Genomic DNA, 19,413 nt, shown 5'->3' on the forward strand with positions numbered 1-19,413 from the left:
GGAGGTACACAGGTGCGGAAGGCGGAGCGCACGTGCGCCGGATGCGGTTCGCGCCTCGCCCGCCATCGCGTGAGCAACCACTGTGGCGCATGCACCCGACTGCTGATCTCGACCAACGCACGACAGCAGACGGCAGCGTTCTGGGAGTCCGACAGCATCAGGGCTGCAATCGATGCGCGCCACTTCGGCCAGCTCTTTGCGGCCTACCGCCGCGAATTAACTCCGCGCGTGTCGCAGGCTACGCTCGGCCGGTGGCTTGGCATGACACAAGCACAAGTTAGCCGCCTTGAAGCTCCTGGCGCGCCCCCGCCGAGTAACCTGCGCAATCTCGAGCGCTGGGCGAAAGCTCTTCATGTTCCACCGGCGCTGCTGTGGTTCGAGGTTTCTTATACGCTCGACGAATCAGTCGAGCCCGCACTCGCGGTTACTCTCGAAGACGTGCAAAGGCGACAGTTCTTCAAGACCGCAGGCGTAGGCGCTACGGCGATCGGCGCTTCGCTGCTCGGAGCCAGTCCACCGGCGGCAGCCAGCCCGCTAAAACTCCGAAGCTCCGACGTCGAGATCGTGCGCGACATGACCGCGACGTTTCGGCGCCTTGACAACCGATTCGGCGGCGGGCACAGCCGAGCCACAACCACGATCACCGCCTACCTGACCTCGACTGTCACACCGATGCTAAACGACGCAAGCAGACGTCGATCACCACGTGACGAACTGTTCGCCGCTGCCGCGGAGCTGCACCAGGTGGCCGGCTGGATCGCCTACGATGTCGGCAAGCCGGCAGACGGACAACGGCATCTGCGCGACGCCCTCAAGCTCGCGCAGGACGTCGGTGACGAGGCGCTCGAAGCCGAGATGCTCGCTGCGATGAGCCACCACGCTGCATTCGCCGCGATGGACCAGCACAAGGCGTTCGGCGTGTCCCGTGATGTCGCCCTTGACATGGCGCTCGCCGCCCGGCGGCGGGCGAAGCGATCCGGCCTGGTCGCCCTCCAGGCAGAAGCCGCGGTCCTCGAAGCTCACGGACATGCGCTGCAACGAAACACATCGGCGTGCTTCGCCGCGCTTAGCGAGGCCGAACGCGCCTTCGAGCGATTCTTGCCGGGTTCGGGACCAGCGTGGCTCACCTATTTCGACAGCGCGTACCTGTCGGCGAAGTTCGCGCATACGTTCCGAGACCTCGGTCGGCCAGTCGAGGCAGAGCAGTTCGCGCGTCGATCACTAGGAATGAGTGAGGGGTACGACCGAGGCAGGTTGTTCAACACCGCGTTGCTTGCTTCGACGCTCGCGGATCAAGGGCGTGTCGACGAAGCATGCGCGGAGGCAACGAAGGCAGTAAGGATGAGCGAGGACGTCCGGTCTATTCGCGGCAGCGCCTACCTTGCCGATGTCGGCCGACGCCTCGCCCGGCACAAGGACGACCGCCGCGTGCGCTGGCTCTACAGCCGAATGAAATCTGCGGGCGTGCCCACGCCGGTGTAGCCGATCAACGGTAGAACGCGAGGATGTGAAGTAGCGCGACCTGCGACGCGGCACCGACGATCTCACCTTTCATGATGCGGTCTCTGACCGTGTCGAGTCGAATCCACGCCACCCGCGCCGCCTCGTTGATGTCCTCGGGTTCACCGATGTACTCGGACCGTCGAGCCACGTACAACAGGTTCTCGGCGTCAGCACTTCCCACAAGTGGCTGCAACGAGCCGAGCGGCTCGACATCGAGCGGTCGCCATCCGGTCTCTTCTTCGACCTCTCGCGCCGCGGTCACGGCGGGGTCTTCTTCCGGGTCGACGTAACCCCCTGGCAACTCCCACACCCACCGGTCGATGATGAACCGGTGTCGCCAGAGCATCAGGACCCGGTCCTGATCGTCGAGAACGGCCATCATCGCGGCCTTGCGGATGCGGAACACCCACTGCTCGAAGGTCACTCCGTCAGGTAGCTCGACTGAGGCGATGCTGACGCGGTCACGGCGTGTGTCGTCTACCAGGCGTTCGCCGTGGATCTTCCAGCGCGTCGATTCTCGCTTGTCAGGTTCTGTCGCCACGAAATAGATGCTACGGAAGGTGGTGGCTCGCCAGTTGACGCGGTACCGGTCGACGCCCGCGGTCGGCGAGCTGCTGACCCGGCTAGGCACCTATGCCTCGGCGCTCGTCGATTCCTCGAGCCACCGCAGGTAGTCGGCGGAGCCGCGCACGAACTCGACGGCGGTCACCTCCGGCTTGTCCCACGGGTGCTGCGCGACGATGTGCGCTTCCAGCTCAGCGTAGCGGGCATCGGTGGTCTTGAACGTCACGTTCCACTCTTCACCCTCGCCCTGCTCGCCGAGATGCCAGAAGAAGGACGCCACGGGACCGGTGATCTGCGCGGTGGCCGCCAGGTGCGCGGCCAGCGCCGATGTAGCGATTTTTGCGGCAGAGGCTCGGTCTGGGGTCGTCGTGGTCACGAGAAGGTGAGCATTCATACAGGGAGCTTATGACCGCATCGAAGCGACGAAAGGCTGACGCGACGTCGCCTCTGAGCGGCCATCCAAGAGCCTCGCTACTTCTGGTACAGGTAGTCCTGCGATATCGGTGGGCCCCGAGACGACCGTCTTCGTCAGGTGATAGGTGGCTGTCCTGTTTCTGGTCGCACCTGGCTGCAAGTCCCTCCAAGAGGCGTGGCAGAGTTTATGCACAATTCGTGCGCCGCGTTCAGATCGTGGCTCAATGTGGTGGGAGGGCGATCGTCTTGAACGCCGATCGTAGTGAAGTGGTTGATGATCGACCGGTGCGGCTGCTGGTGACGGGTGGCGGAACGGGCGGTCACACTTATCCGGCGTTGACGGCTATTCGTACTCTGCAGTCGCGTTTGGCGAAGGATCTGCGGCCGGAGGTTCTGTGGGTCGGAACTGGTGAGGGTCTTGAGGCGCGCACGGCTGAACGTGAGGGCATCTCGTTTGTGGCGGTTGCCGCCGGCAAGGTCCGGCGGGCGCGAAATCCGCTGAAGATGTTGTCGTGGGCGAACGTGAAGGACATGGCGAGGGTCCCGTTTGGAGTGTTTCAGGCGGTGCGTGCGGTGAGAACGTTCAGGCCGGACGTGGTGCTCGCGACGGGTGGCTACGTGGCAGTGCCGGTGAGCTTGGCGGCGTGGGTCTGCCGGCGGCCGCTGGTGGTGCATGAGCAGACGGTGCGGCTGGGGTTGGCGAATCGTCTGCTGGCCAGGGTGGCGACGGCGATGGCTGTGTCGTCGGCGTCGACGCTGCCGCTGCTGCCGGAGCGGGCTCGTAAACGTGCGGTCGTCACTGGCAACCCAGTGCGGCCGGAGGTTCTGGCTGGCCACGCGGAGAAGGCCTTCGAAGCGCTGGCGCTGGACGCGTTCGATCGAGATGTTCCGACGGTGTACGTGACTGGCGGCGCACAGGGCGCAGCGCAGATCAACCAGCTTGTCGGCGACATTCTGCCGTGGTTACTGGAACGGGCCAACGTGATCCACCAGGGCGGCCCGTCGGCGGTGACGGGAATGCAGGCGACTGCCGAGGCGTTGCCGGCGGCCCTGGCCGGTCGATATCTGCCCGTCGGGTTCGTCGGTCCGGAATTGCCGGACGTATTCGCCCTGGCAGACGTGGTGATCTCGCGCAGCGGCGCTGGCACGATCGCCGAACTGACCGCGCTGGGGCTGCCGTCGGTACTGATTCCGCTGGCCTCCTCGGCAGGCGGCGAGCAGACCCACAACGCGCGGGACCTCGCGGAGTCGGGCGCGGCGAGCGCCCTGCTGGGCGAGGTCACGGCGACGGCGCTACGAGACGCGCTCGAGCCGCTTCTGGCCGACCCTGCGCGTCGACAGAAGATGGCCACGAAGGCGCGAGAGCGTGGGCGGCCGGACGCCGCGGATCGGCTCGTCGACCTCGTTCTCGACCGTGCCGGGTTTGGCGGCCATTGACCTGAGCCGGTTCAACGCCACTGAACGCTCGAGGTGTCACCTGGTGCGGACGGACTGGGCGCGGGTCCAGTCAGCACGGTCGCCGAGTCGATGGTTATCGCGGCTGTAGTGCGTTACCGCCTGAGCTGGGTCTTGCGGTCGCGGGGTGATCGCTTGAAGACGCGGAAGGGTGTCGGTGATGAGCTGGCGGCCGTGGGCGATGGCGCGCCACCAGACGTCGCGGACCTCGTCGACGTCCGGCCAGACGGAGAACAGTGCTTCAGCCAGGATCGGGCCGGTGTCGACGCCGTCGTCGATGATGTGCAAGGTGATGCCGGCGAGATCATCGCCGTTGCGGAGTGCCCAGTTAACCGGTCGGACGCCGCGGTACTGCGGGAGGCGCCCGGGGTGGCAGTTGATGATCTGTGGGGTCACGTCGATCAGATCGCTGCCGATGATCTTGTCGTAGAGGACGCTGAAGACGAGTTCGCACCGGCCGGGTTCCAGGCCGCGCCAGTCGCCGGATTCGATGACGCGGACCTCGGGCCATCGGGTGGCGACGGCGTCGGTGAGGCTGATGTCCCAGCTTGGCTCTGGTGTGGTCGGAACGACCGTGTCGAGCGAAAGGTCCGGTAGGCCGGCAATCACTTCGCAGGCGTGGACGGCGAGGCGGCCTTTCCCGAGTACGGCGGCGCGTCGCATCAGCGTCCTTTCTGTGGTGCGGCGCCGACGGCGTCGCGGTGGCCCAACGCGTGGTGTTCGGCGGCAACCACGGCGGCGAGCTTCGCGGCAACATGGTCGATGTCGGCGTCGGTGAGGTCGGGGTGGAAAGGCAGGCTCAGGATCTCGGCGGCGACGGCTTCGGTGGCGGGGAGCGTGTAGGACCGGCGGTCGAACGCCGGCTGTAGATGGTTTGGCGGGTAGTGCACCCCGGCCTGAATACGGGCGGCGTGCAGGCGGGCGTGCACGGCGTCGCGAACCCTCGCGGGGATGCGGACGACGCAGTTGAACGGCACGGTGTTGGCTACGTCAAGGTCGATCATGACGACGTCCGGGACGCCGGTGAGGGTGGTTGCGTAGCGGCGCCAGAGGTGCTTACGACGGCCCGCGACCTTGTCGAAGTTGGCGAGCTGGACGCGGCCGATGGCGGCGTGCAACGTCGAGAGGTGATACCGGAACCCTAAGGTGCTGACCTGGTAGGAGACGGTGCGTACTCGCTCTTCCCGCGTGGCGGTCACGCCCAGCGATCGGGCCCGGCGTAGGGCGTCGGCTTCGGCCGGGTTGCGGGGGACGATGGCGCCGCCGTCGCCGCAGGTGAGGGCTTTGATGGCATCGAAGCTGAAGCAGGTCAGGTCTCCGGTGGCGCCGACGAAGTGGTCGCCGTTGACGGAGCCGAAGGCTTGGGCGGCGTCCTCGACGACTGCGATGTCGCGGTCGGCGAGCTGGTCGCGGACGGGAGTGAGGTCGATGGCGCGGCCGCCGTAGAGCACCGGCATGACAGCGCGGATCGCCGAGGTGAGCGCGGCTTGGATGTGCTCGGCGGTCACGCACAGCGTGCGGGGATCGACCTCGACGAACCGGGGGCGGGCGCCGGTGGCGAGGATTGCCTGGATGCAGGCGCAGAAGGTCAGCGACGGCACGATGACCTCGTCGCCTGGGGCGACGCCGGCGGCCAGCAGCGCCAGGTGCAGCGCCGCGGTGCCGGTCGAGACCGCGACGACATCGTCGACGCCGAGGTAGTCGGCGAGTTCGAGTTCGAAGGCGTCGGTCTCCGGTCCGTGCCCGTACTGGCCGGACTGCAGGACTCGGCCGATCGCAGCCAGCTCTGGGCCGTGCAGGAACGGGCGGGCGTTGGCGGCAGGTCCGCTCGGGCTGGTCACGATGCTCACGCGGGTACTCCGTCCGGTTCGGCGACTGCAGTGCTCGGCGCGAGCCAGTCCGGGTGCCGGCGGTACCAGGCGACCGTTTCGGCCAATCCCGCTTCCAGGTCGCGGGTGGGTGTGAAGCCGAGGGCGGCGATCTTGTCCCAGGTCATGCTGTAGCGGACGTCGTTGGCGGGGCGGTCCGGGACGTCGGTGATGGCGTCGGCGCCGCGGCCGGTGACCTCGAGCAGGAGCTTGGTCAGCTCGAGGGTGGTCAGGTCGGTGCCACCGCCGATGTTGTAGGTCTCGCCCGGCACGCCGGTGCGCAGGACATGCTCGATGGCCCGGCAGTTGTCCTCGACGTGCAGCCAGTTGCGGACGTGCCGTCCGCGGCCGTGGACGGTCACCTGCTGGCCGGACAGCAGCAGCCCGAAGAAACGTGGGATCAGCTTCTCGGGGTGCTGGCGCGGTCCGTAGTTGTTCGAGCTGCGGGTGATGCACACGGGTACACCACAGGAGACGAAGTAGGAGCTGGCGAGCAGGTCGCTGCAGGCTTTGCTGGCCGCATACGGCACCGTGGGCCGCAGCGGCGCGGTCTCGGCGGCGGCCCCGGTCGGCAGGGGACCGTAGACCTCGTCGGTGGACACGTGGACCACCTTCGCCACGCCGGCGCGCATCGCCACGTCCAGCAGCGCCTGGGTGCCCATGACGTTCGTGCGAACCGACTGTCCGACGTCGATCAGCGAGCGGTCGACGTGGGATTCGGCGGCTAGATGCACTACCCAGTCGTGGCCGGGAAGGACGGCGGAGACGGTGTCGTGGTCGCGGATGTCGCCGTGGATGAACCGCACCTTGCCCGAGGATTCGGCGTCGGCGAGGTTGCGGCGGTCGCCAGCGTAGGTCAGCGCGTCGAGGACGGTGACCTGCGCGATGTCGTCGCAACTGATGAGCCGGTCGACCAGGTGCGAGCCGATGAATCCGGCGCCGCCGGTGACGAAGACGGTGTGCATCGTGATCCTTTCGGTTGAGTCGGACGGCGAGAAGCGTGCGGATGTCAGCCGCGGTGCAGGGCGGACCAGGCGGCGTAGCTGGGCAGAGTGCGAGCCTGGCGGCCTTCGAAGAGTCCTGGCGCGGCCGCATCGCGCCCTGCTCGCTGCAGCGTGATGCCAGGTGGCCAGGCGATCGCGAGGTCAGAGTCGAGAGCGTTGACGGTGCGTTCGTCGGTGTCCTGATGTGGCCGGGACAGCAGGTACAACAGCGTTGCGGTGTCGGAGAGGGCCAGGAAGGCGTGCCCGAGCCCGGGCGCGAGGTAGAGCGCTGTTCGGTTCTCGTAGTCGAGGCGCTCGGCGTGCCAACGGCCGAAGGTCGCGGAGCCGACTCGCACGTCGACGACGACGTCGAGCACCGCGCCTGCGGTGCAGGTTACGTATTTCGCAGGCCCGGCTTCCGTTGTCACGCGGATGCCGCGGAGCACGCCGTGGTGTGAGACCGAACAGGTCGCCTGCTGCACCGCCAGATCGATGCCGGTGGTCGCCGCGAATTGCCCACCGTGGAACGGCTCGTGCAGGCATCCGCGGTCGTCGACGAAGGCCGTGGGCGTGACTTTCCACGCTCCGGAGATCGGTAGCGGCTCGATGCGTGATTCCATCCTGTTCCCTCCCGGAATCGGCGCGTCATCGCGACAACTCGAAGCTAGGAATTTAGGGACAGGTGAGGGGAATTTTGTGCCAGCTAGGCACGGCTGTGCCGAACCGGCACAGTGCCCTTGACAGGGTCACTAGACCGCTACCCTGGGTTAGTCTTCGTTTCCGGCGGTAGGAGGGCGCCTGATGTTCTTGGTCATGTCCTCGCCCTTGCTTGACGCGATCGAGCGCCGCGACTACCCCGCAGTCCTGCAGCTCGCCCGGGAGCGAGCCGGATGGAGCCAGACCGAGCTCGCCCGGCGGCTGGGGTTTCACCCGAGCGTGATCTCGAAGATGGAGGCGCGTCGTCGCCGGATGGAGAACGTGGTGACGCTGCGGCGGCTGGCCGAGGTGCTGCAGTTGCCAGCGTCGGCGTTCGGGGTCGAAGGGGCCGAGGGCGTGGCGACCGGGCGCATCGACCCGGCCCCTTCTAGGGTGGGTAGCAAGCCCGCCCCGGAGGAGGACGACGTGCGTCGACGCAGCTTCTTGAAGGCCGGTGGCGTGGCCATCGGCGCCGCCGTCGCTGGCGCCCCGGCCGCGGAGGCCGCCGCGTCTCCTGCGCCCGGGGCTCTACCGGATCCGGCCGTCGTGCTCACCACCCGATTGTCCGACGTCCTGCTTGGCAGCCGAGCGTCCATCGGTCCGGCGCTGCCGACCGTTGGGCTGACCCGCGCACTCGCAGCGGCGCGCGCATCGTTCGGCAAGTCCGACTTTCTGGCGTTGGCCGACCAGATGCCGGCGTTGGTCCGAGCCGCGGAGGCCGCTCAGGACGCCGGAGCAACAGCTCAGGCTTACACGCTGGTCACCCGCGCGCTGGTCAAGCTCCGCCCTGCGGGGCTGGAGTGGATCAGCGCCGACCGCGCCGTGCGGGCTGCCGAAGCAGCAGGTCAACCGCTCATCCTCGCCGAAGCCGAGCGCATGCTCTCCGGTGTGTGCCGCCGCGCCGGCGACCGCGACCGGGCGGGCACCCTCGTCGTGCAGGCAGCCGACCGACTGGCGCTCGACGGCCGAGACCCGCGCCATCTCCTGCTGCACGCCAGCCTGCTGTGCACCGGCGGATACTCCGCTGCCCGAGCCGGCGACGGCGCCCGAGCTCGCGACTTGCTGACAGAGGCCGCCGCGACGGCGAGCCGGCTCGACGGCGCCGGGGCTGCACGAGCCCGGGCGAACCTGCTGAGCCACCGCGTCTCGGTGGAACAACTGCTCGGCGAGCCGGCGGCTGCGCTGCAGCACGCTCGCACGGCCCGCGGGGTGCAGTTCCCTGACCTCGAACGGGAGGGGCGCTACTTGGTCGACTTGGCCGCGGTCCAGCTGCAGCTGGGGCAACCGGGCCCGGCATACAGCACGTTGCTGGCCGCCGAACGCCGCGCACCCGGCGAAGTGCACACCCGCGCGGCCGTCCGCACCATCGTCGGCGCGCTGCTGGACCAGAAGCGCGCAGCCGTGCCGGGAATTCGCGATCTCGCCGCCCGGGTTCACGTACCTGCCTGATCAGGCCCAGCTTTCGGCGGCTCTCAGGAAGACTTGCCGTGCCTTACGCCAGCTTCGTTGACGTCTTGATCATCTTAATAACCTGGCGAGCAGGTCCTGCTCGCCCAGCGTGCGAACACCGGCTACGCGGACGGCCAGTGAAACCTGCCCTCGGGCAAGCTCGAAGACGGCAAGGACATGGTCGCCGCCATCATCCGGGAAGCCCGCGAAGAGATCGACGTTGAGGTTGACCGTGATGACCTGGACATGGTCGCCTCAGCCCACTACCTCAACCCTGAAGGGCAGGCCAGGGTCGGGTTCTTCTTCCGCGCTCGTCGATGGCGCGGAGAACCACTGCTGAGATCCGATCTTCTGTGGCATTAGATAAGGTGAGTCGGTTTATCGAGGACCACGATTCGTCGGCGATCGGACTCGCAGGCTTCCGTGGGGCGGGCAAGTCGACGATCATGCGTTCGATTGCGGAAAAGCAGCAGCTTCCCAACACGTCGACTCTGGTACCGGCTCCGGTCTCGCACGACCCAGCTGACTTCTGTCGACACATCTTGCAGAAGGTCGCCGAGAAGATTGTCGAGCAGGAGCCGATTCGGCGCGGCGCGCTGGTTAACCGCGTATTGCTCACACGCTTCTACGGTTTTGTCGTTGCTGGCATACTCGGTGGCATCTCGCTTCTGGCCGATGCTCTCAGTGCTGCTTGGCCGAAATTTGGCACCGCCAGCATCATTGGGCTGACGGTGTTGGGGTATGCGGCCGCAGGGTTCTTTTACACGGCGCTAGTGCGACCGCGCAGGCGCTTGTATCGCTATCAGTCAGCGGTGGTGGTCAAGGCATCTATGATTCTTGACGAGCTCAACTACGAGATCGAAGATGGTACTGTAGCTAAGAACGTTGTGAAGCTGGCTACTTCTGGTGAACTCAGCGATGAGAGCTCGACGAAGCGCAAGCATCGAGCGATGACAAGGGTCGACTCGGCGTCCTGCCTCCGCGACTTGTTGACGGAATATTGCAGGCAGCCTGGGCGACCTCGATTTGTTGTGTGTGTGGACGAGTTGGACAAATTGCCCACGGCAGAAGCACTTGTTGTGACGATCAACAATCTCAAGGACCTGTTTCATATCGACGGAGTGCATTTTGTTGTGAGTGTCTCAATCGACGCTCTCAGGTCTTTTGAACAGCGTGGCTTGCCCGATCGTGATGCCTTTGACTCGTCCTTTGACACAGTGATCGATGTTGGGTGGTTGACGGTGAAGGAATCGGAGGACGTCGTCACGTCCAGAGCAAACGGCTTCCATCCTCACCTGGCATACTATTGCCATGCTTGGTCGGGCGGTCTGCCTCGGGATCTGCTGCGCGCGGCACGCCGGTGTGTGGAAATTCAAAGAGCAGCCAAGGAGCCTCTTCGCTCAGCGGAGTTGATCACCGAACTCATTCAGGCCGACCTTCTCCAGTTAATTGAGGGATTGCTCGGTTCCACGTCTCAACCCGAGGCGGAAATGCCTTTATGGAATTTGCGTGGCGCCCTTCTGGAGAGCGCGCACAAGGGCACGATTACGGAGCAAGTTGATGCGATGCGCAAGCTGCGCATGCATGAATCCCATGTGATCAACGGCGCGATTACTCGTTACTGTGCTGGGCTGTACATTCGGCAGATGGCACTTATGCTTCACCCAGTCGGGGCACCGGCTCCGCAATGGGCGGAGGCGCAGGTCGAGCAGTGGTTCGAACTTCTCGCCAGTGTGACCGCATCGACGGCTTCCGACATGCGAATACAGGAGCTCAGGTTGGATGCCTGCGCCCGTAAGCTCCCGTTGAGTTGATCATGTGTGCATGCGGCGGGCGAGGCACCTGGTCCAAGCCTGTGGCATCACCCCAGTCATCGCTCGCCGCGGTGTCAAGCACGGCTCCGGCCTAGGCGAAATCCGCTGGCCTGTGGAACGCACCTTCGCTTGGTTCAAAAACTTCCGCCGACTGCGCATCCGAACCGAACGACGAGCCGATGTCCATCAGGTCATCCTCAGCCTGGTCTGTTCCCTGACTGCCTCCGCAAACTTATTCTGAACTGACCCCCAAGACTGCGCCGGTGGGCTTGGTCATTCGCTCGGACAGCCGAGCCTGCCGGTCCGTCGAAATGCGGCTGGTCAGGATGTGCTGATTGGATCCCGAGCGCCTCGGCAGCGGACCGGAGACTATTCAGGCGCTGACGCGTGACCGCGCCGGCCTGCCGCCTCGTTGCGTCGTCCGGCTTTCGCCTCCGGGGTCACGCTGCTGCTGGGGCGGCGAACTCGCCGTCGGCCGCTCCTGCGGTGAAGGCGGCCCATTCGTCAACCGTGTAGGTGAGTGTGGTGGTGCCGTCGAGGCTGTGCAGGCGCGCGCCGCCAGCGGAGGAGTGTTCGATGCGCAGGGCGTGGTTGCTGCCGGGAACTGCTGCACCGGTGACTTCGGCGATGAAGCCGGGCCAGGCGGCGATGTCGACGCTGAGGACGGGGCCGGCGCCGTGGTCTTTGGTGTCGCGGACCTGCACGGTGGTGCCGGTGAAGCGGACTTCGACGCAGCCGCTTTGGGAGGGGCTGAAGCTGGATTTGAACCAGTCGGTGTGAGGGTGGGCCTGGTGACGGGCGGAGGTGGTCACGCGGCGGCCTCCATCTCGTGACGGATGTTCTTGATGAGGGTAAGGGACTTCTCGGCGTCGAGGGCGACGGTGTCGAAGACGTTCTCGAAGCTGGCCTTGAACTCGCGGATGACCTGGGCCTTGTCGATGAGGCTGCCGGTGATCGCGGTTTCCTGCCAGATGAGGTCGGGCAGCAGGTTGCCGGCGAAGCTGAGCAGGGTCAGCGGTCCGCCGGTCAGGGCGTGGGCGCCGGCGGTGTAGTCGACGACCCGTGCCCGGACGGAGCTGTTGGGGCGGGTGACGACGTCGATGATGCGGTCGAGCTGGCGGGCCATTGCGGCGGGGCCGCCGACCTGCTGGCGCAAGGTGTACTCGGTGAAGAGCACGTCCATCGACAGGCCCTCGTCCAGGAGGGGCTGGCGGGCGAGGCGGGTTTCGACACGCGGGCCGACGTCGACGGGCTTGATGTACGGGCTGCCGGCGCGGATGGTGGCGCGGGCGTAGTCGCTGGTCTGCAGCAAGCCGGAGACGTAGATCGGTGCCCACTCGTAGACGGTGCTGGCGCCGGCTTCGAGACCGAGGAAGCGCAGGAATTCTTCGCTGTAGAGCTCGGCGTAGTCGTGCCACCAGTTTCGCTGCTCGGCCTCGGTATGCAGGCGTTTGAGCAGGTCGTGGTCGGCTTCGTCGAGTTCGTAGAAGTCGATAAGGCGCAGCAGGTTGCTCTCGGTGAGTCGGCGTTTGCCGGCTTCGATGGCTGAGAGGTTGCTGGCTTGGATGCCGGTCTGCTTGGCGACGGTCGCGTTCGTGAGGCCGAGGGCGGAGCGGGCGCGGCGCAGCCGGAGGCCGAGTTCCCATGCTCGCAGGGTGCTCGAGGCTAGGGCCACGGGTGTTCCTTCCTGGGCGCGCGGTCGTCACGAGACATGCTGCAGAGAGTACCGGCCCTGTCGATAAGTACACCTGGTCGGTCGATATGTCCCAGATAATTATCTTGATAATCTTCGAGTGTCCGGCGACATTTCAGAGGACGGTCTGTCGTCCTAGGCAAGACGCACCAGCCCGGGCACGCGCGGAAGGTGGGCTACGAGCATGCGCAGGACGCAAAGGCGTTACGGACTGCTGGCCATGCTGGTCAGAGCCGGGTGGAAGCCGCGGCGACGGGCGTGGGCCGTGCCCTGCCGCGACCGCGAGGGCCGCTGGGTCCATGCCGAGGTCCTGATCGCCGAACGAGGACCGGCGCTGGCGATCGGCTCCACCGTCGCCGTGCTCAACCCGATGGACGCCGGCCGGTTGCGTGCTGCGTTGCGGGAGGCGATCGAGCTCTACTCCCGTCTCGATGGCGCCGCTCGGGAGAGCGCACCGACACCTCGCCGTCATCCTGGCCCCCTGCCGACTCCGCACCGCGAAGTCCCGGCCGGGCGGCACGCGGCGGATGCGGCAACGGCGGGCCCGGTGCTGCTGAACGAGGACAACGACGGGCCCACCGGGCGCCACGCCCGCCCGGGGAACCTCCCTGACTCGGAGGCGGCCTGATGCCCGAGGCGTGCGTCTCCATTACTGACCCCGGCCTCGGGGAGCGCTCGACCGTCGTCGCAGGCGCAGACCCCGTGGCGCTGTGCGAGCAGGTACTGGAGGGACTGCGCGCGTGGGACACGGCGGCGCCGTGTCGCGCGCTGCCGCGCTTCCCCGATTGGTTCACTCCGACGACTCCGAGTGACCCACCGTCGGCCGACGGCGACACGACCACGCCGGGGCCGCAGACGGAAAGCGCTGCCGTGCAGCGCTACTCCGCCCTTGACGTCGACATGCGGAAGGACGACGCCGATGCCTGTCCCCTGTGACGTAACCGCATCAGCAACTGGCAATACAGCCTGGCACCGGTGCGAGTACTACCGGGCCGAATGCGGATTGCCCGCCCAGCTCGTCGACGGTGACCGGATCGTCCTGCAACTCGGCGGGGTGTTCGGCGCGGTCACCATGCCCGCCGGGCTGGACCGCAAGGTGGTGGCGAGCCTGCGGATCCGGGCGATGCCGGCGCCGGCTTTGGCCCATCCCGGCGGGCAGCGATGGACCCTGCTAAGCGGCCCAGGCGCCGTGACGCTGGATGAGCTGGCCGCGCTGGTGCCGCTGGGCGTCAGCGTGGTCGGTGAGACCGCGGTGGTGGTGCTGCCCTCTCCGGAGACCGAAGCGCTGAACCTGTGGCACTGGGTCCAGCAGCCCACTCAGGCAGACCTTCCGTCGCAAGCTGCCCTGCTGGCCACCACACGAGCGATGGCCGTTCCCGCGTCGCGGACTCGATCGGCACAGCCGTGAGCCCGGCACAGCCACCCCGTGCCGCGCTGGCGGCGCTGCGCAACGAGCTGATCGCACGCGCGGCCGCGGACCAGCACGCCCGGGCCCAGCTCGACCCGGCGGGTCCCACTCCGCGGCAGTGGGCTGCCGTGCAGCGCGTTGACGAGGACAACCTGCGCTGGCTCGCACCGATCGTGGCTGTCTCCGGCTGGCCCGGCGTGAGTGCCGTCGGGACCGACGGTGCCCACGCCGCCTGGATCCTGGCCCAGCACGCGCCCGCCCGGTATCGCGCCTGCTGGCTGCCGAAGCTGCGCGACGCCGTCGCCCACGGTGAGGCAAGCCCGCGTGATTTGGCCTACCTCGCCGACCGGGTCGCCACCGACGAGAAGGGGGGCCAGCGCTACGGCACCCAGTGGCTGAACATCGGCGGGGTCAACCGCCTCTACCCGCTGCACCGGCCGGCCGAGGTCAATCTCGCCCGGGCGGATGTCGGGCTCGACCCGGTTCCCGACGCTCACCTCGACACCGCCTACGACAGCTTCGAGGAGATCGCTGCCGCAGCCCAAGGAGCTCCATCATGACGACCTCCCTGCAATGGGGTGTCAGCCCCTATCACCGCGACCGAGCCCACACCGCGCTGCCGGGAACCGACGTCTCGGTCTGCACCCGGCACCTTCGCCAGGGACAGCTCATCCTCGAGTCCCTCACGACGCACCGCCCCGCAGGACTGCGGATCTGCCCGGAATGCGCCGTCGACACCCTGGCGATGCTCTGCCCCACTCTGTCACCGCACCCCCGTACCCCAGCCCACGCGATCGTCACCACACCCACGCGCAGGAACCAGTCGCCCGGGGAGAAGGACGATCGTGGATGAGGTGCTGAACGCGACGTTGCGGACGGCGGTGCTCACCCGTCTCGACTACCTCGACTCCCTCGCCCGCGACGCCGACGGGCCATCCAAGGCCGTCCTTGCCGACACGGTGATCGCCCGGCTGACTGCCGCGTGGCGAGAGCTGCTGGCAGCGCACGAACCCGACCACCGCGGCTGGTGCCGCGCGTGCGCAACGCGATGGACGCTGCGCCGCGCGGAGTGCTCGGTTTGGCGAACCGCGCACCGCTACCTGGTAGCCGACTCGGCACGGCAATCCGTCACCAGAGGCAGATCAGCAGGCCGTCATCAACTCCGATCTGCCTGACCGCCCCATTGCGACATTCCCTCCAGCCTTCCTCGCACCTCAGGTTCAGGTGACGCTCCTGCGGGTCCCGGTCCCGGTCCAATGTCCCCGTCCCAGAACTGGCCTGCCCTGATTGGCCCCTGTCCCGCTGTCTCTGGCCCGCCCGTCGAGGTACGGTCTTGATCACGGGGAGCAAGGGGCGGGTGCTGGGCGGCGGTGTCGGTTGAAAAGACAGTCGCGGGCGTCAATCAGGCCGTAGACAAGATCACAGCGGTCACGACGCGCCTGCAAGAGGCCGGGACAGCAGCCGAGGAAGCCAGTCAAGCCCTGGCGCAGGCAACCCAGGGAAGCAGCGAGCACGAGGTCACTCAGGCCCTGGGGTTGCTGGCCGAGGCGGTCAGGGGCACGACCGACCTGAGCAACGCCGTGACGAAGGCGTCCGGCGACCTGTCCGCCTACGCCAAATCCCTCGGCGGGGGGACGGCCGACGATCAGGGGCCAGGTCGCATGTCGGGTCAGGTTTCGGCGACCCCTCCGGCCGCCAAGACGGACGATCCGGTCGAGGTGCTGCGGAGGCAGCTGCCGCCGCCAGTCACCCGCCGGGGGCAGAAGACGCACGGCGTATGGACAGCCCCGGGCAAAGGTGCCGCTGCGCTGGCCAGCGGTAAGGGCAGCTATGCCGACCGCGTCAACGAGGTTCTGCAGGAGGCGGGATGTCCGAGGCTTCCGGTGACCGCCAGCCGCGACGTCGAGCTGCAGATCGCAGCCGAGATGCGCGACACCGGCATCACGGACGCGACCGTGGCGATCAACAACCAGCCGTGCACCGGCCCGACGAGCTGTGATGGACTGCTGAGCGTGGTGCTGCCGCCGGGCAGCACACTGACGGTGTACGGGACTGACGGCTTCAAGAAGGTCTACAAGGGAGGCGCCACACCGTGGTGGAGATAGAAGCCTGGTACGACCCCGGCCAGGCCGAGCCACTGTCGCTGCGCGAGCCATCCGCGGTGGATGAACTGCTGGATCGGATGGTCGCCGAGTCGACCGAGGCCGAGCTCGGCGTGATCGCCGAAGTCGCTCGCCGCGGCGACGACCGGTGGGCGATTTTGCAGATCGGCGTGCGCTCCTCGGCGTGCGGCTTCGTCGGCTACGCAGGGCCGGACGGAAGCGTTATCAGCGCCAGCGGGGCGACGTCGCCGGTACTGGTGGCCTACGACTATCAGAACCACGAACGGGAAATCCCGAGTACCGCCGAAGTGCCCCTGGCAGCAGTTCGCAAGGCACTGCACGAGTTCGTGGCCTCGGATGGCGCGAGGCCGGCCGGAGTGACATGGCAGAACCTGTGACCGGACCGACTCGGCGCGATAGTCATGCCGACGAGGACAGCACCCGGTCGGCCCGAAAACTGGCCACCACGAAATTCCGCGTATCCGGCACGGCAAACCGTGGCGGCGCTGATCAGCTGGTGGGCTGGCGGACGATCATGCGGCTGGCGTCGATTGCGGACGGGATGATGCCGAGCTGGAGCAGCGTGTCCGGGACCCGCTGGAGACGGCGGGCGTCGAGTTTCGCGCCGTAGCCGGGGAGCTCCCTCAGTTTCGCGGTGATTTCGCTGACCTTGGCGTACTTGACGACGAGGCGTTCGACGAGGCCGCGGTCGTTGCGCGCGTCGTGGGTGCCTTTGGCAATCGCCCGCTGGAACGCCGCGATGGTCTTGGGGTTGGCCTGGGCCCACTGGGTGGTGGTGGCGTAGCCGGTGAGCGGGAAATTCTGGGTGCTGCCGGTGCCGCCGACGTCGACGATCGGGATGGCGCCGACGGTGTGGGCGGACTCGGTGACGAACGGCTCCGGCATGTACGCGGCGTCGACCCGGCCCTGCTGCAGCGCGTCGGCCATGTTCGGCAGCGGCACCGGCACCCACTCGACCTTGGACCTGTCGAGGCCGCGGTCGCGCATCACCGACTGCGTCAGGACGTCCGAGGCGGCGTTCCTGCTGGTGATCCCGATCTTCTTGCCGGGAAGATCTTCGACGTGCTTCACCGGTGACGTCGGGACGGTGACGATCTTGTTGCTCTTCGGCGTGGCCGTGGTGGCGTCGGCGACCAGCCGGAAGTCGGCGACGCCTTCGCTCTGGGCCTTGAACAGCAGCGTCCAGGTGGTCAGGGCGATGTTGGCTTCGCCGGCGATGACCTTCGTCATCGTCTTGTTGCCGGACTGCGCGACGTCGATCTTGACGTTGAGGCATTCGGCGGCGAAGTAGCCGGCGTCCTGGGCGGCCCAGAGCGGGGCGAGGTCGACCGTGCTGATGATCGACACCGTGAGCCCGGAGGTCTCGAGCGGGCTGCCCGCGACGTCGGCGGGCTTGTCCCCGCCGAGCGCGCTGCAGCTGGAGGGCAGGGCCAGCGCGGCCACGAGGGCCGCGGTGAGGGGGGTGCGTGTCGCGTTCCGCACGCGTGCGCTCCTTCGTGGGTGGTGGGAAGGGGGACGAACGAGGTTCAGGAGGGGCTGCGCAACAGGCTGCGGAAGCCCTCGTGGAAGGCGTCGTCGGTGACGACGAGCAGGCGGGTGCGGGTGTGGACGAGCCAGTCCCCGGCGCCGAGCGTCAGGTCGGGCTCGGGCTGTCGGGGCTGGCGGATGGTCGCGGTCTCGCCGTGGACGGCGATCGTGGTTCCGGCGCTGAGCACCGCTTGAGCGGTGAGCTGCTCGACCCAGCCGCGGATGACGTCGTCCAACAGCTCCGGACCGGCGTTGCGGACGACCTCGACCACCTGCCCGGCTTTGAGATCGTGGGTGTCGTCCGCGCGGACGACCCGGTAGAGATCGATTGCGGGCATCAGCGGACCTCCGGTGAGGTCGGGGCGGCGCGGACGTCGCCGATGGTGGTGCCGGTGAGGGCCTGGCCGACGAGGGCGATGACGAGTGCGAACAGGGGCCAGGTCCAGGTGCCGGTGGCGGTTTCGAGCAGGCCGATGCCGAGGGCCAGGATGCCGGCGAGGGTGTAGCCGAGGCCCTGGACGATCGACGACAGCGCGGCGGTGGTGTCGGGGTCGCCTGCGGTGCGGTGGCCCAGGTCGACCAGGGCGAGCGCGAGGGCGCCGAGGCCGATGCCGAGCAGTCCGGTCCAGAGCCAGGTGATGGTGGCGGGGCTGATCAGCAGGCCGGTGACGCCGGCGATGCTGGATCCTGCGAGCGTGACAGCGAGCGGAGTGTGCGGGACGCGCCGGGCGAGGTAGGGGATCGCAAGGGAGACCGGGACGCCCAGCACCATGACCGCGGCGAAGTGGTGCCCGGCGTCGGCTTGGGTGAGGCCGGCGGTGTGCAGGATCGCCGGCAATCGGCCCATCAACAGGAACGTGACCGCCGAGAGTAGTCCGAAGTGGACGGTCAGGGTGGCGATGGTGCCGCGCGGGGTCAGCGCCCTCGGGCTGACGCGCACCGCCGGGGCCGTCCCGACCGGGGCGGCCAGGTGGCGGCTTGTGCCCTGCCAGACGAGGAGACCGATCGCGGCGAGCAGTGCCCAGCAGCCGAGCCCGAGCTGCCACGCCACCCCGGTCGGCGTGAGCAGTGCGCCGACCGCGGATCCGGCGCCGAGGCAGGCGGTGTAGCAGGCCGTGGAGCCGGGTGTCGCGGTGCGGACGATGACCGGCAGCAGTGTCCCGAGGATCGCGATCGCGAGACATGCTGCGGTGGTGCCGGCGACGATGGCGACGTCGCCTGGCAACGTGCGGGCGATCAGGGAGACGGCGAGGACGCCGAGGGAGCTGGACACGACGGCGCGGATCCCGAACCGGGCCCGCAGTCGCCAGGCTGTCGCACCGCCGACCGCGAAGCACCAGGTCGGCAAGGCGACCAGCGTGGCGGCCACGGTCGGCGACAGACCGGCCGCGGTCTCGAGGTGGGTGAGCAGTGCTCCCATGCTGGTGACGGCGGGCCGCAGGTTGAGCGCGAGCACAGCGACCGTGAGGGCGACGGTGACCGGGCTGACGATTGCGGCGCGGGAGACGTGGGCGGTGGTCATGCCACACCGCCGGAGCCGGCCGCCAGGATGCCGGCCAGCCGCGTGCGAGTCGGGCACGGGACGGGCCGGGCGCACTCGCGGCACCAGTCACCCATCGGCGAGTGCGTGTTCCACTCGGCGGACAACGCGTCGATGAGGGTTCGCAGGGCGCGGGGACCTTCGACAAGGAGGTCGACGAGGTCGCGTCCGTCGAGGACTGCGACAACGCGACCGTCACCCATGAGACGGACACCGGGCCGGAACTCGACGCCGGTGTGCGTGGATTCCGTGGCCACGGCCAGCGGGCCGCGGTGCTCGGCCCGGACGCTGAGGTCGCGCCAGTGACTCAGCAACGCGGATGCGGTTGCGGGTGGTGAAGGCGTCACCTGATCGAATGTAGGTTATCTTCGACATT

At 67.7% G+C, this 19,413-nt stretch carries 25 protein-coding genes and 1 pseudogene; 14 read left to right on the forward strand and 12 right to left on the reverse strand.

Translation table 11 applies throughout. The features are described 5' to 3' along the window. Positions 1 to 12 precede the first annotated feature (12 nt). Complete coding sequence (locus C2L59_RS12350) at positions 13 to 1,482, forward strand: helix-turn-helix transcriptional regulator (RefSeq protein ID WP_233223441.1); 1,470 nt, start codon at positions 13 to 15, stop codon at positions 1,480 to 1,482. Positions 1,483 to 1,486: 4 nt separating this feature from the next. Here C2L59_RS12350 and C2L59_RS12355 read toward each other — a convergent pair whose 3' ends face one another. Beyond that, positions 1,487 to 2,044 (reverse strand): NUDIX hydrolase, encoded by a 558-nt coding sequence (locus tag C2L59_RS12355; protein ID WP_103349898.1) that lies wholly within the window; start codon positions 2,042 to 2,044, stop codon positions 1,487 to 1,489. Positions 2,045 to 2,134: 90 nt separating this feature from the next. Next, complete coding sequence (gene cutA, locus C2L59_RS12360) at positions 2,135 to 2,443, reverse strand: divalent-cation tolerance protein CutA (protein ID WP_370444733.1); 309 nt, start codon at positions 2,441 to 2,443, stop codon at positions 2,135 to 2,137. Between the two features lie 323 nt (positions 2,444 to 2,766). Between cutA and C2L59_RS12365 the strand changes: the two genes are divergently transcribed. Next, positions 2,767 to 3,918, forward strand: a complete 1,152-nt coding sequence (locus C2L59_RS12365) for a glycosyltransferase (RefSeq protein WP_233223442.1) — start codon at positions 2,767 to 2,769, stop codon at positions 3,916 to 3,918. Between the two features lie 36 nt (positions 3,919 to 3,954). Here the strand turns inward: C2L59_RS12365 and C2L59_RS12370 are convergent, their stop codons facing one another. The 4 genes from C2L59_RS12370 to C2L59_RS12385 are packed head-to-tail and all read right to left on the reverse strand — an operon-like array spanning position 3,955 to position 7,407. Next, on the reverse strand, positions 3,955 to 4,599 hold the full coding sequence (locus C2L59_RS12370) for a formyltransferase family protein (RefSeq protein ID WP_103349672.1): 645 nt from the start codon (positions 4,597 to 4,599) through the stop codon (positions 3,955 to 3,957). Next, complete coding sequence (locus C2L59_RS12375; protein WP_199199040.1) at positions 4,599 to 5,786, reverse strand: DegT/DnrJ/EryC1/StrS aminotransferase family protein; 1,188 nt, start codon at positions 5,784 to 5,786, stop codon at positions 4,599 to 4,601. Before C2L59_RS12375 ends, C2L59_RS12370 begins: the two co-directional genes overlap by 1 nt. Then, the gene (locus C2L59_RS12380) at positions 5,783 to 6,769 is read right to left on the reverse strand and encodes a dTDP-glucose 4,6-dehydratase (RefSeq protein ID WP_103349673.1); all 987 of its coding nucleotides are present in this window, start codon (positions 6,767 to 6,769) and stop codon (positions 5,783 to 5,785) included. Before C2L59_RS12380 ends, C2L59_RS12375 begins: the two co-directional genes overlap by 4 nt. Positions 6,770 to 6,813: 44 nt before the next feature. After that, positions 6,814 to 7,407 carry a dTDP-4-dehydrorhamnose 3,5-epimerase family protein gene (locus C2L59_RS12385; RefSeq protein ID WP_199199041.1) on the reverse strand — a complete coding sequence of 198 codons (594 nt, stop codon included), beginning with the start codon at positions 7,405 to 7,407 and terminating at the stop codon, positions 6,814 to 6,816. A gap of 181 nt (positions 7,408 to 7,588) precedes the next feature. Between C2L59_RS12385 and C2L59_RS12390 the strand changes: the two genes are divergently transcribed. The 4 genes and pseudogenes from C2L59_RS12390 to C2L59_RS12405 form a co-directional block, all read left to right on the forward strand. Further along, entirely contained in the window at positions 7,589 to 8,932 is a 1,344-nt protein-coding gene (locus C2L59_RS12390; protein WP_103349674.1) for a helix-turn-helix transcriptional regulator, read from the forward strand. A gap of 177 nt (positions 8,933 to 9,109) precedes the next feature. Next, positions 9,110 to 9,295: a hypothetical protein gene (locus C2L59_RS12395; protein WP_103349675.1), complete on the forward strand. Its 186-nt coding sequence runs from the start codon at positions 9,110 to 9,112 to the stop codon at positions 9,293 to 9,295. A gap of 5 nt (positions 9,296 to 9,300) precedes the next feature. Further along, positions 9,301 to 10,746, forward strand: a complete 1,446-nt coding sequence (locus C2L59_RS47005) for a P-loop NTPase fold protein (RefSeq protein WP_146060329.1) — start codon at positions 9,301 to 9,303, stop codon at positions 10,744 to 10,746. A gap of 22 nt (positions 10,747 to 10,768) precedes the next feature. Next, positions 10,769 to 10,987: pseudogene (locus tag C2L59_RS12405) on the forward strand (transposase); the annotation flags it as partial. 199 nt (positions 10,988 to 11,186) lie between these two features. Here the strand turns inward: C2L59_RS12405 and C2L59_RS12410 are convergent. Together C2L59_RS12410 and C2L59_RS12415 are read right to left on the reverse strand one after the other, a co-directional pair. Beyond that, a complete protein-coding gene (locus C2L59_RS12410; RefSeq protein WP_103349678.1) occupies positions 11,187 to 11,558 on the reverse strand; it encodes a DUF397 domain-containing protein in 372 nt (123 codons plus the stop codon). After that, positions 11,555 to 12,421 (reverse strand): helix-turn-helix transcriptional regulator, encoded by an 867-nt coding sequence (locus C2L59_RS12415; protein ID WP_103349679.1) that lies wholly within the window; start codon positions 12,419 to 12,421, stop codon positions 11,555 to 11,557. Before C2L59_RS12415 ends, C2L59_RS12410 begins: the two co-directional genes overlap by 4 nt. A 202-nt stretch (positions 12,422 to 12,623) precedes the next feature. On the opposite strand from C2L59_RS12415, the gene C2L59_RS12420 reads away from it, so the two are divergent. The 8 genes from C2L59_RS12420 to C2L59_RS12445 all read left to right on the forward strand — a co-directional run bounded on the left by C2L59_RS12420 (position 12,624) and on the right by C2L59_RS12445 (position 16,347). Further along, complete coding sequence (locus tag C2L59_RS12420) at positions 12,624 to 13,067, forward strand: hypothetical protein (RefSeq protein ID WP_146060331.1); 444 nt, start codon at positions 12,624 to 12,626, stop codon at positions 13,065 to 13,067. Next, a complete protein-coding gene (locus C2L59_RS12425) occupies positions 13,067 to 13,375 on the forward strand; it encodes a hypothetical protein (RefSeq protein ID WP_103349681.1) in 309 nt (102 codons plus the stop codon). Before C2L59_RS12420 ends, C2L59_RS12425 begins: the two co-directional genes overlap by 1 nt. A 67-nt stretch (positions 13,376 to 13,442) precedes the next feature. Next, positions 13,443 to 13,847 (forward strand): hypothetical protein, encoded by a 405-nt coding sequence (locus C2L59_RS12430; RefSeq protein ID WP_103349682.1) that lies wholly within the window; start codon positions 13,443 to 13,445, stop codon positions 13,845 to 13,847. Continuing rightward, complete coding sequence (locus C2L59_RS12435; RefSeq protein WP_103349683.1) at positions 13,844 to 14,407, forward strand: DUF6624 domain-containing protein; 564 nt, start codon at positions 13,844 to 13,846, stop codon at positions 14,405 to 14,407. The genes C2L59_RS12430 and C2L59_RS12435 overlap by 4 nt, the downstream gene beginning before the upstream one ends. After that, positions 14,404 to 14,700, forward strand: coding sequence for a hypothetical protein (locus C2L59_RS47010; RefSeq protein ID WP_146060332.1), 297 nt, complete (start codon positions 14,404 to 14,406; stop codon positions 14,698 to 14,700). The genes C2L59_RS12435 and C2L59_RS47010 overlap by 4 nt, the downstream gene beginning before the upstream one ends. Beyond that, the gene (locus C2L59_RS47015) at positions 14,693 to 15,022 is read left to right on the forward strand and encodes a hypothetical protein (RefSeq protein ID WP_146060333.1); all 330 of its coding nucleotides are present in this window, start codon (positions 14,693 to 14,695) and stop codon (positions 15,020 to 15,022) included. Before C2L59_RS47010 ends, C2L59_RS47015 begins: the two co-directional genes overlap by 8 nt. A gap of 195 nt (positions 15,023 to 15,217) precedes the next feature. Continuing rightward, positions 15,218 to 15,952 (forward strand): DddA-like double-stranded DNA deaminase toxin, encoded by a 735-nt coding sequence (locus C2L59_RS12440; RefSeq protein ID WP_103349684.1) that lies wholly within the window; start codon positions 15,218 to 15,220, stop codon positions 15,950 to 15,952. After that, on the forward strand, positions 15,940 to 16,347 hold the full coding sequence (locus tag C2L59_RS12445; RefSeq protein WP_103349685.1) for an Imm1 family immunity protein: 408 nt from the start codon (positions 15,940 to 15,942) through the stop codon (positions 16,345 to 16,347). The genes C2L59_RS12440 and C2L59_RS12445 overlap by 13 nt, the downstream gene beginning before the upstream one ends. 112 nt (positions 16,348 to 16,459) lie before the next feature. Here the strand turns inward: C2L59_RS12445 and C2L59_RS12450 are convergent, their stop codons facing one another. From C2L59_RS12450 to C2L59_RS12465, 4 genes are read right to left on the reverse strand one after another with little or no spacing between them, the layout of a single operon-like run. Beyond that, a complete protein-coding gene (locus C2L59_RS12450) occupies positions 16,460 to 17,452 on the reverse strand; it encodes an ABC transporter substrate-binding protein (RefSeq protein WP_103349686.1) in 993 nt (330 codons plus the stop codon). 44 nt (positions 17,453 to 17,496) lie between these two features. Continuing rightward, positions 17,497 to 17,835 (reverse strand): hypothetical protein, encoded by a 339-nt coding sequence (locus C2L59_RS12455; RefSeq protein ID WP_103349687.1) that lies wholly within the window; start codon positions 17,833 to 17,835, stop codon positions 17,497 to 17,499. Further along, on the reverse strand, positions 17,835 to 19,019 hold the full coding sequence (locus C2L59_RS12460) for an MFS transporter (RefSeq protein WP_103349688.1): 1,185 nt from the start codon (positions 19,017 to 19,019) through the stop codon (positions 17,835 to 17,837). Before C2L59_RS12460 ends, C2L59_RS12455 begins: the two co-directional genes overlap by 1 nt. Then, on the reverse strand, positions 19,016 to 19,384 hold the full coding sequence (locus C2L59_RS12465; RefSeq protein WP_146060334.1) for a hypothetical protein: 369 nt from the start codon (positions 19,382 to 19,384) through the stop codon (positions 19,016 to 19,018). The genes C2L59_RS12460 and C2L59_RS12465 overlap by 4 nt, the downstream gene beginning before the upstream one ends. Between the last annotated feature and the right edge of the window lie 29 nt (positions 19,385 to 19,413).

The organism is Amycolatopsis sp. CA-128772 (assembly GCF_002904295.1).
GTDB lineage: Bacteria > Actinomycetota > Actinomycetes > Mycobacteriales > Pseudonocardiaceae > Amycolatopsis.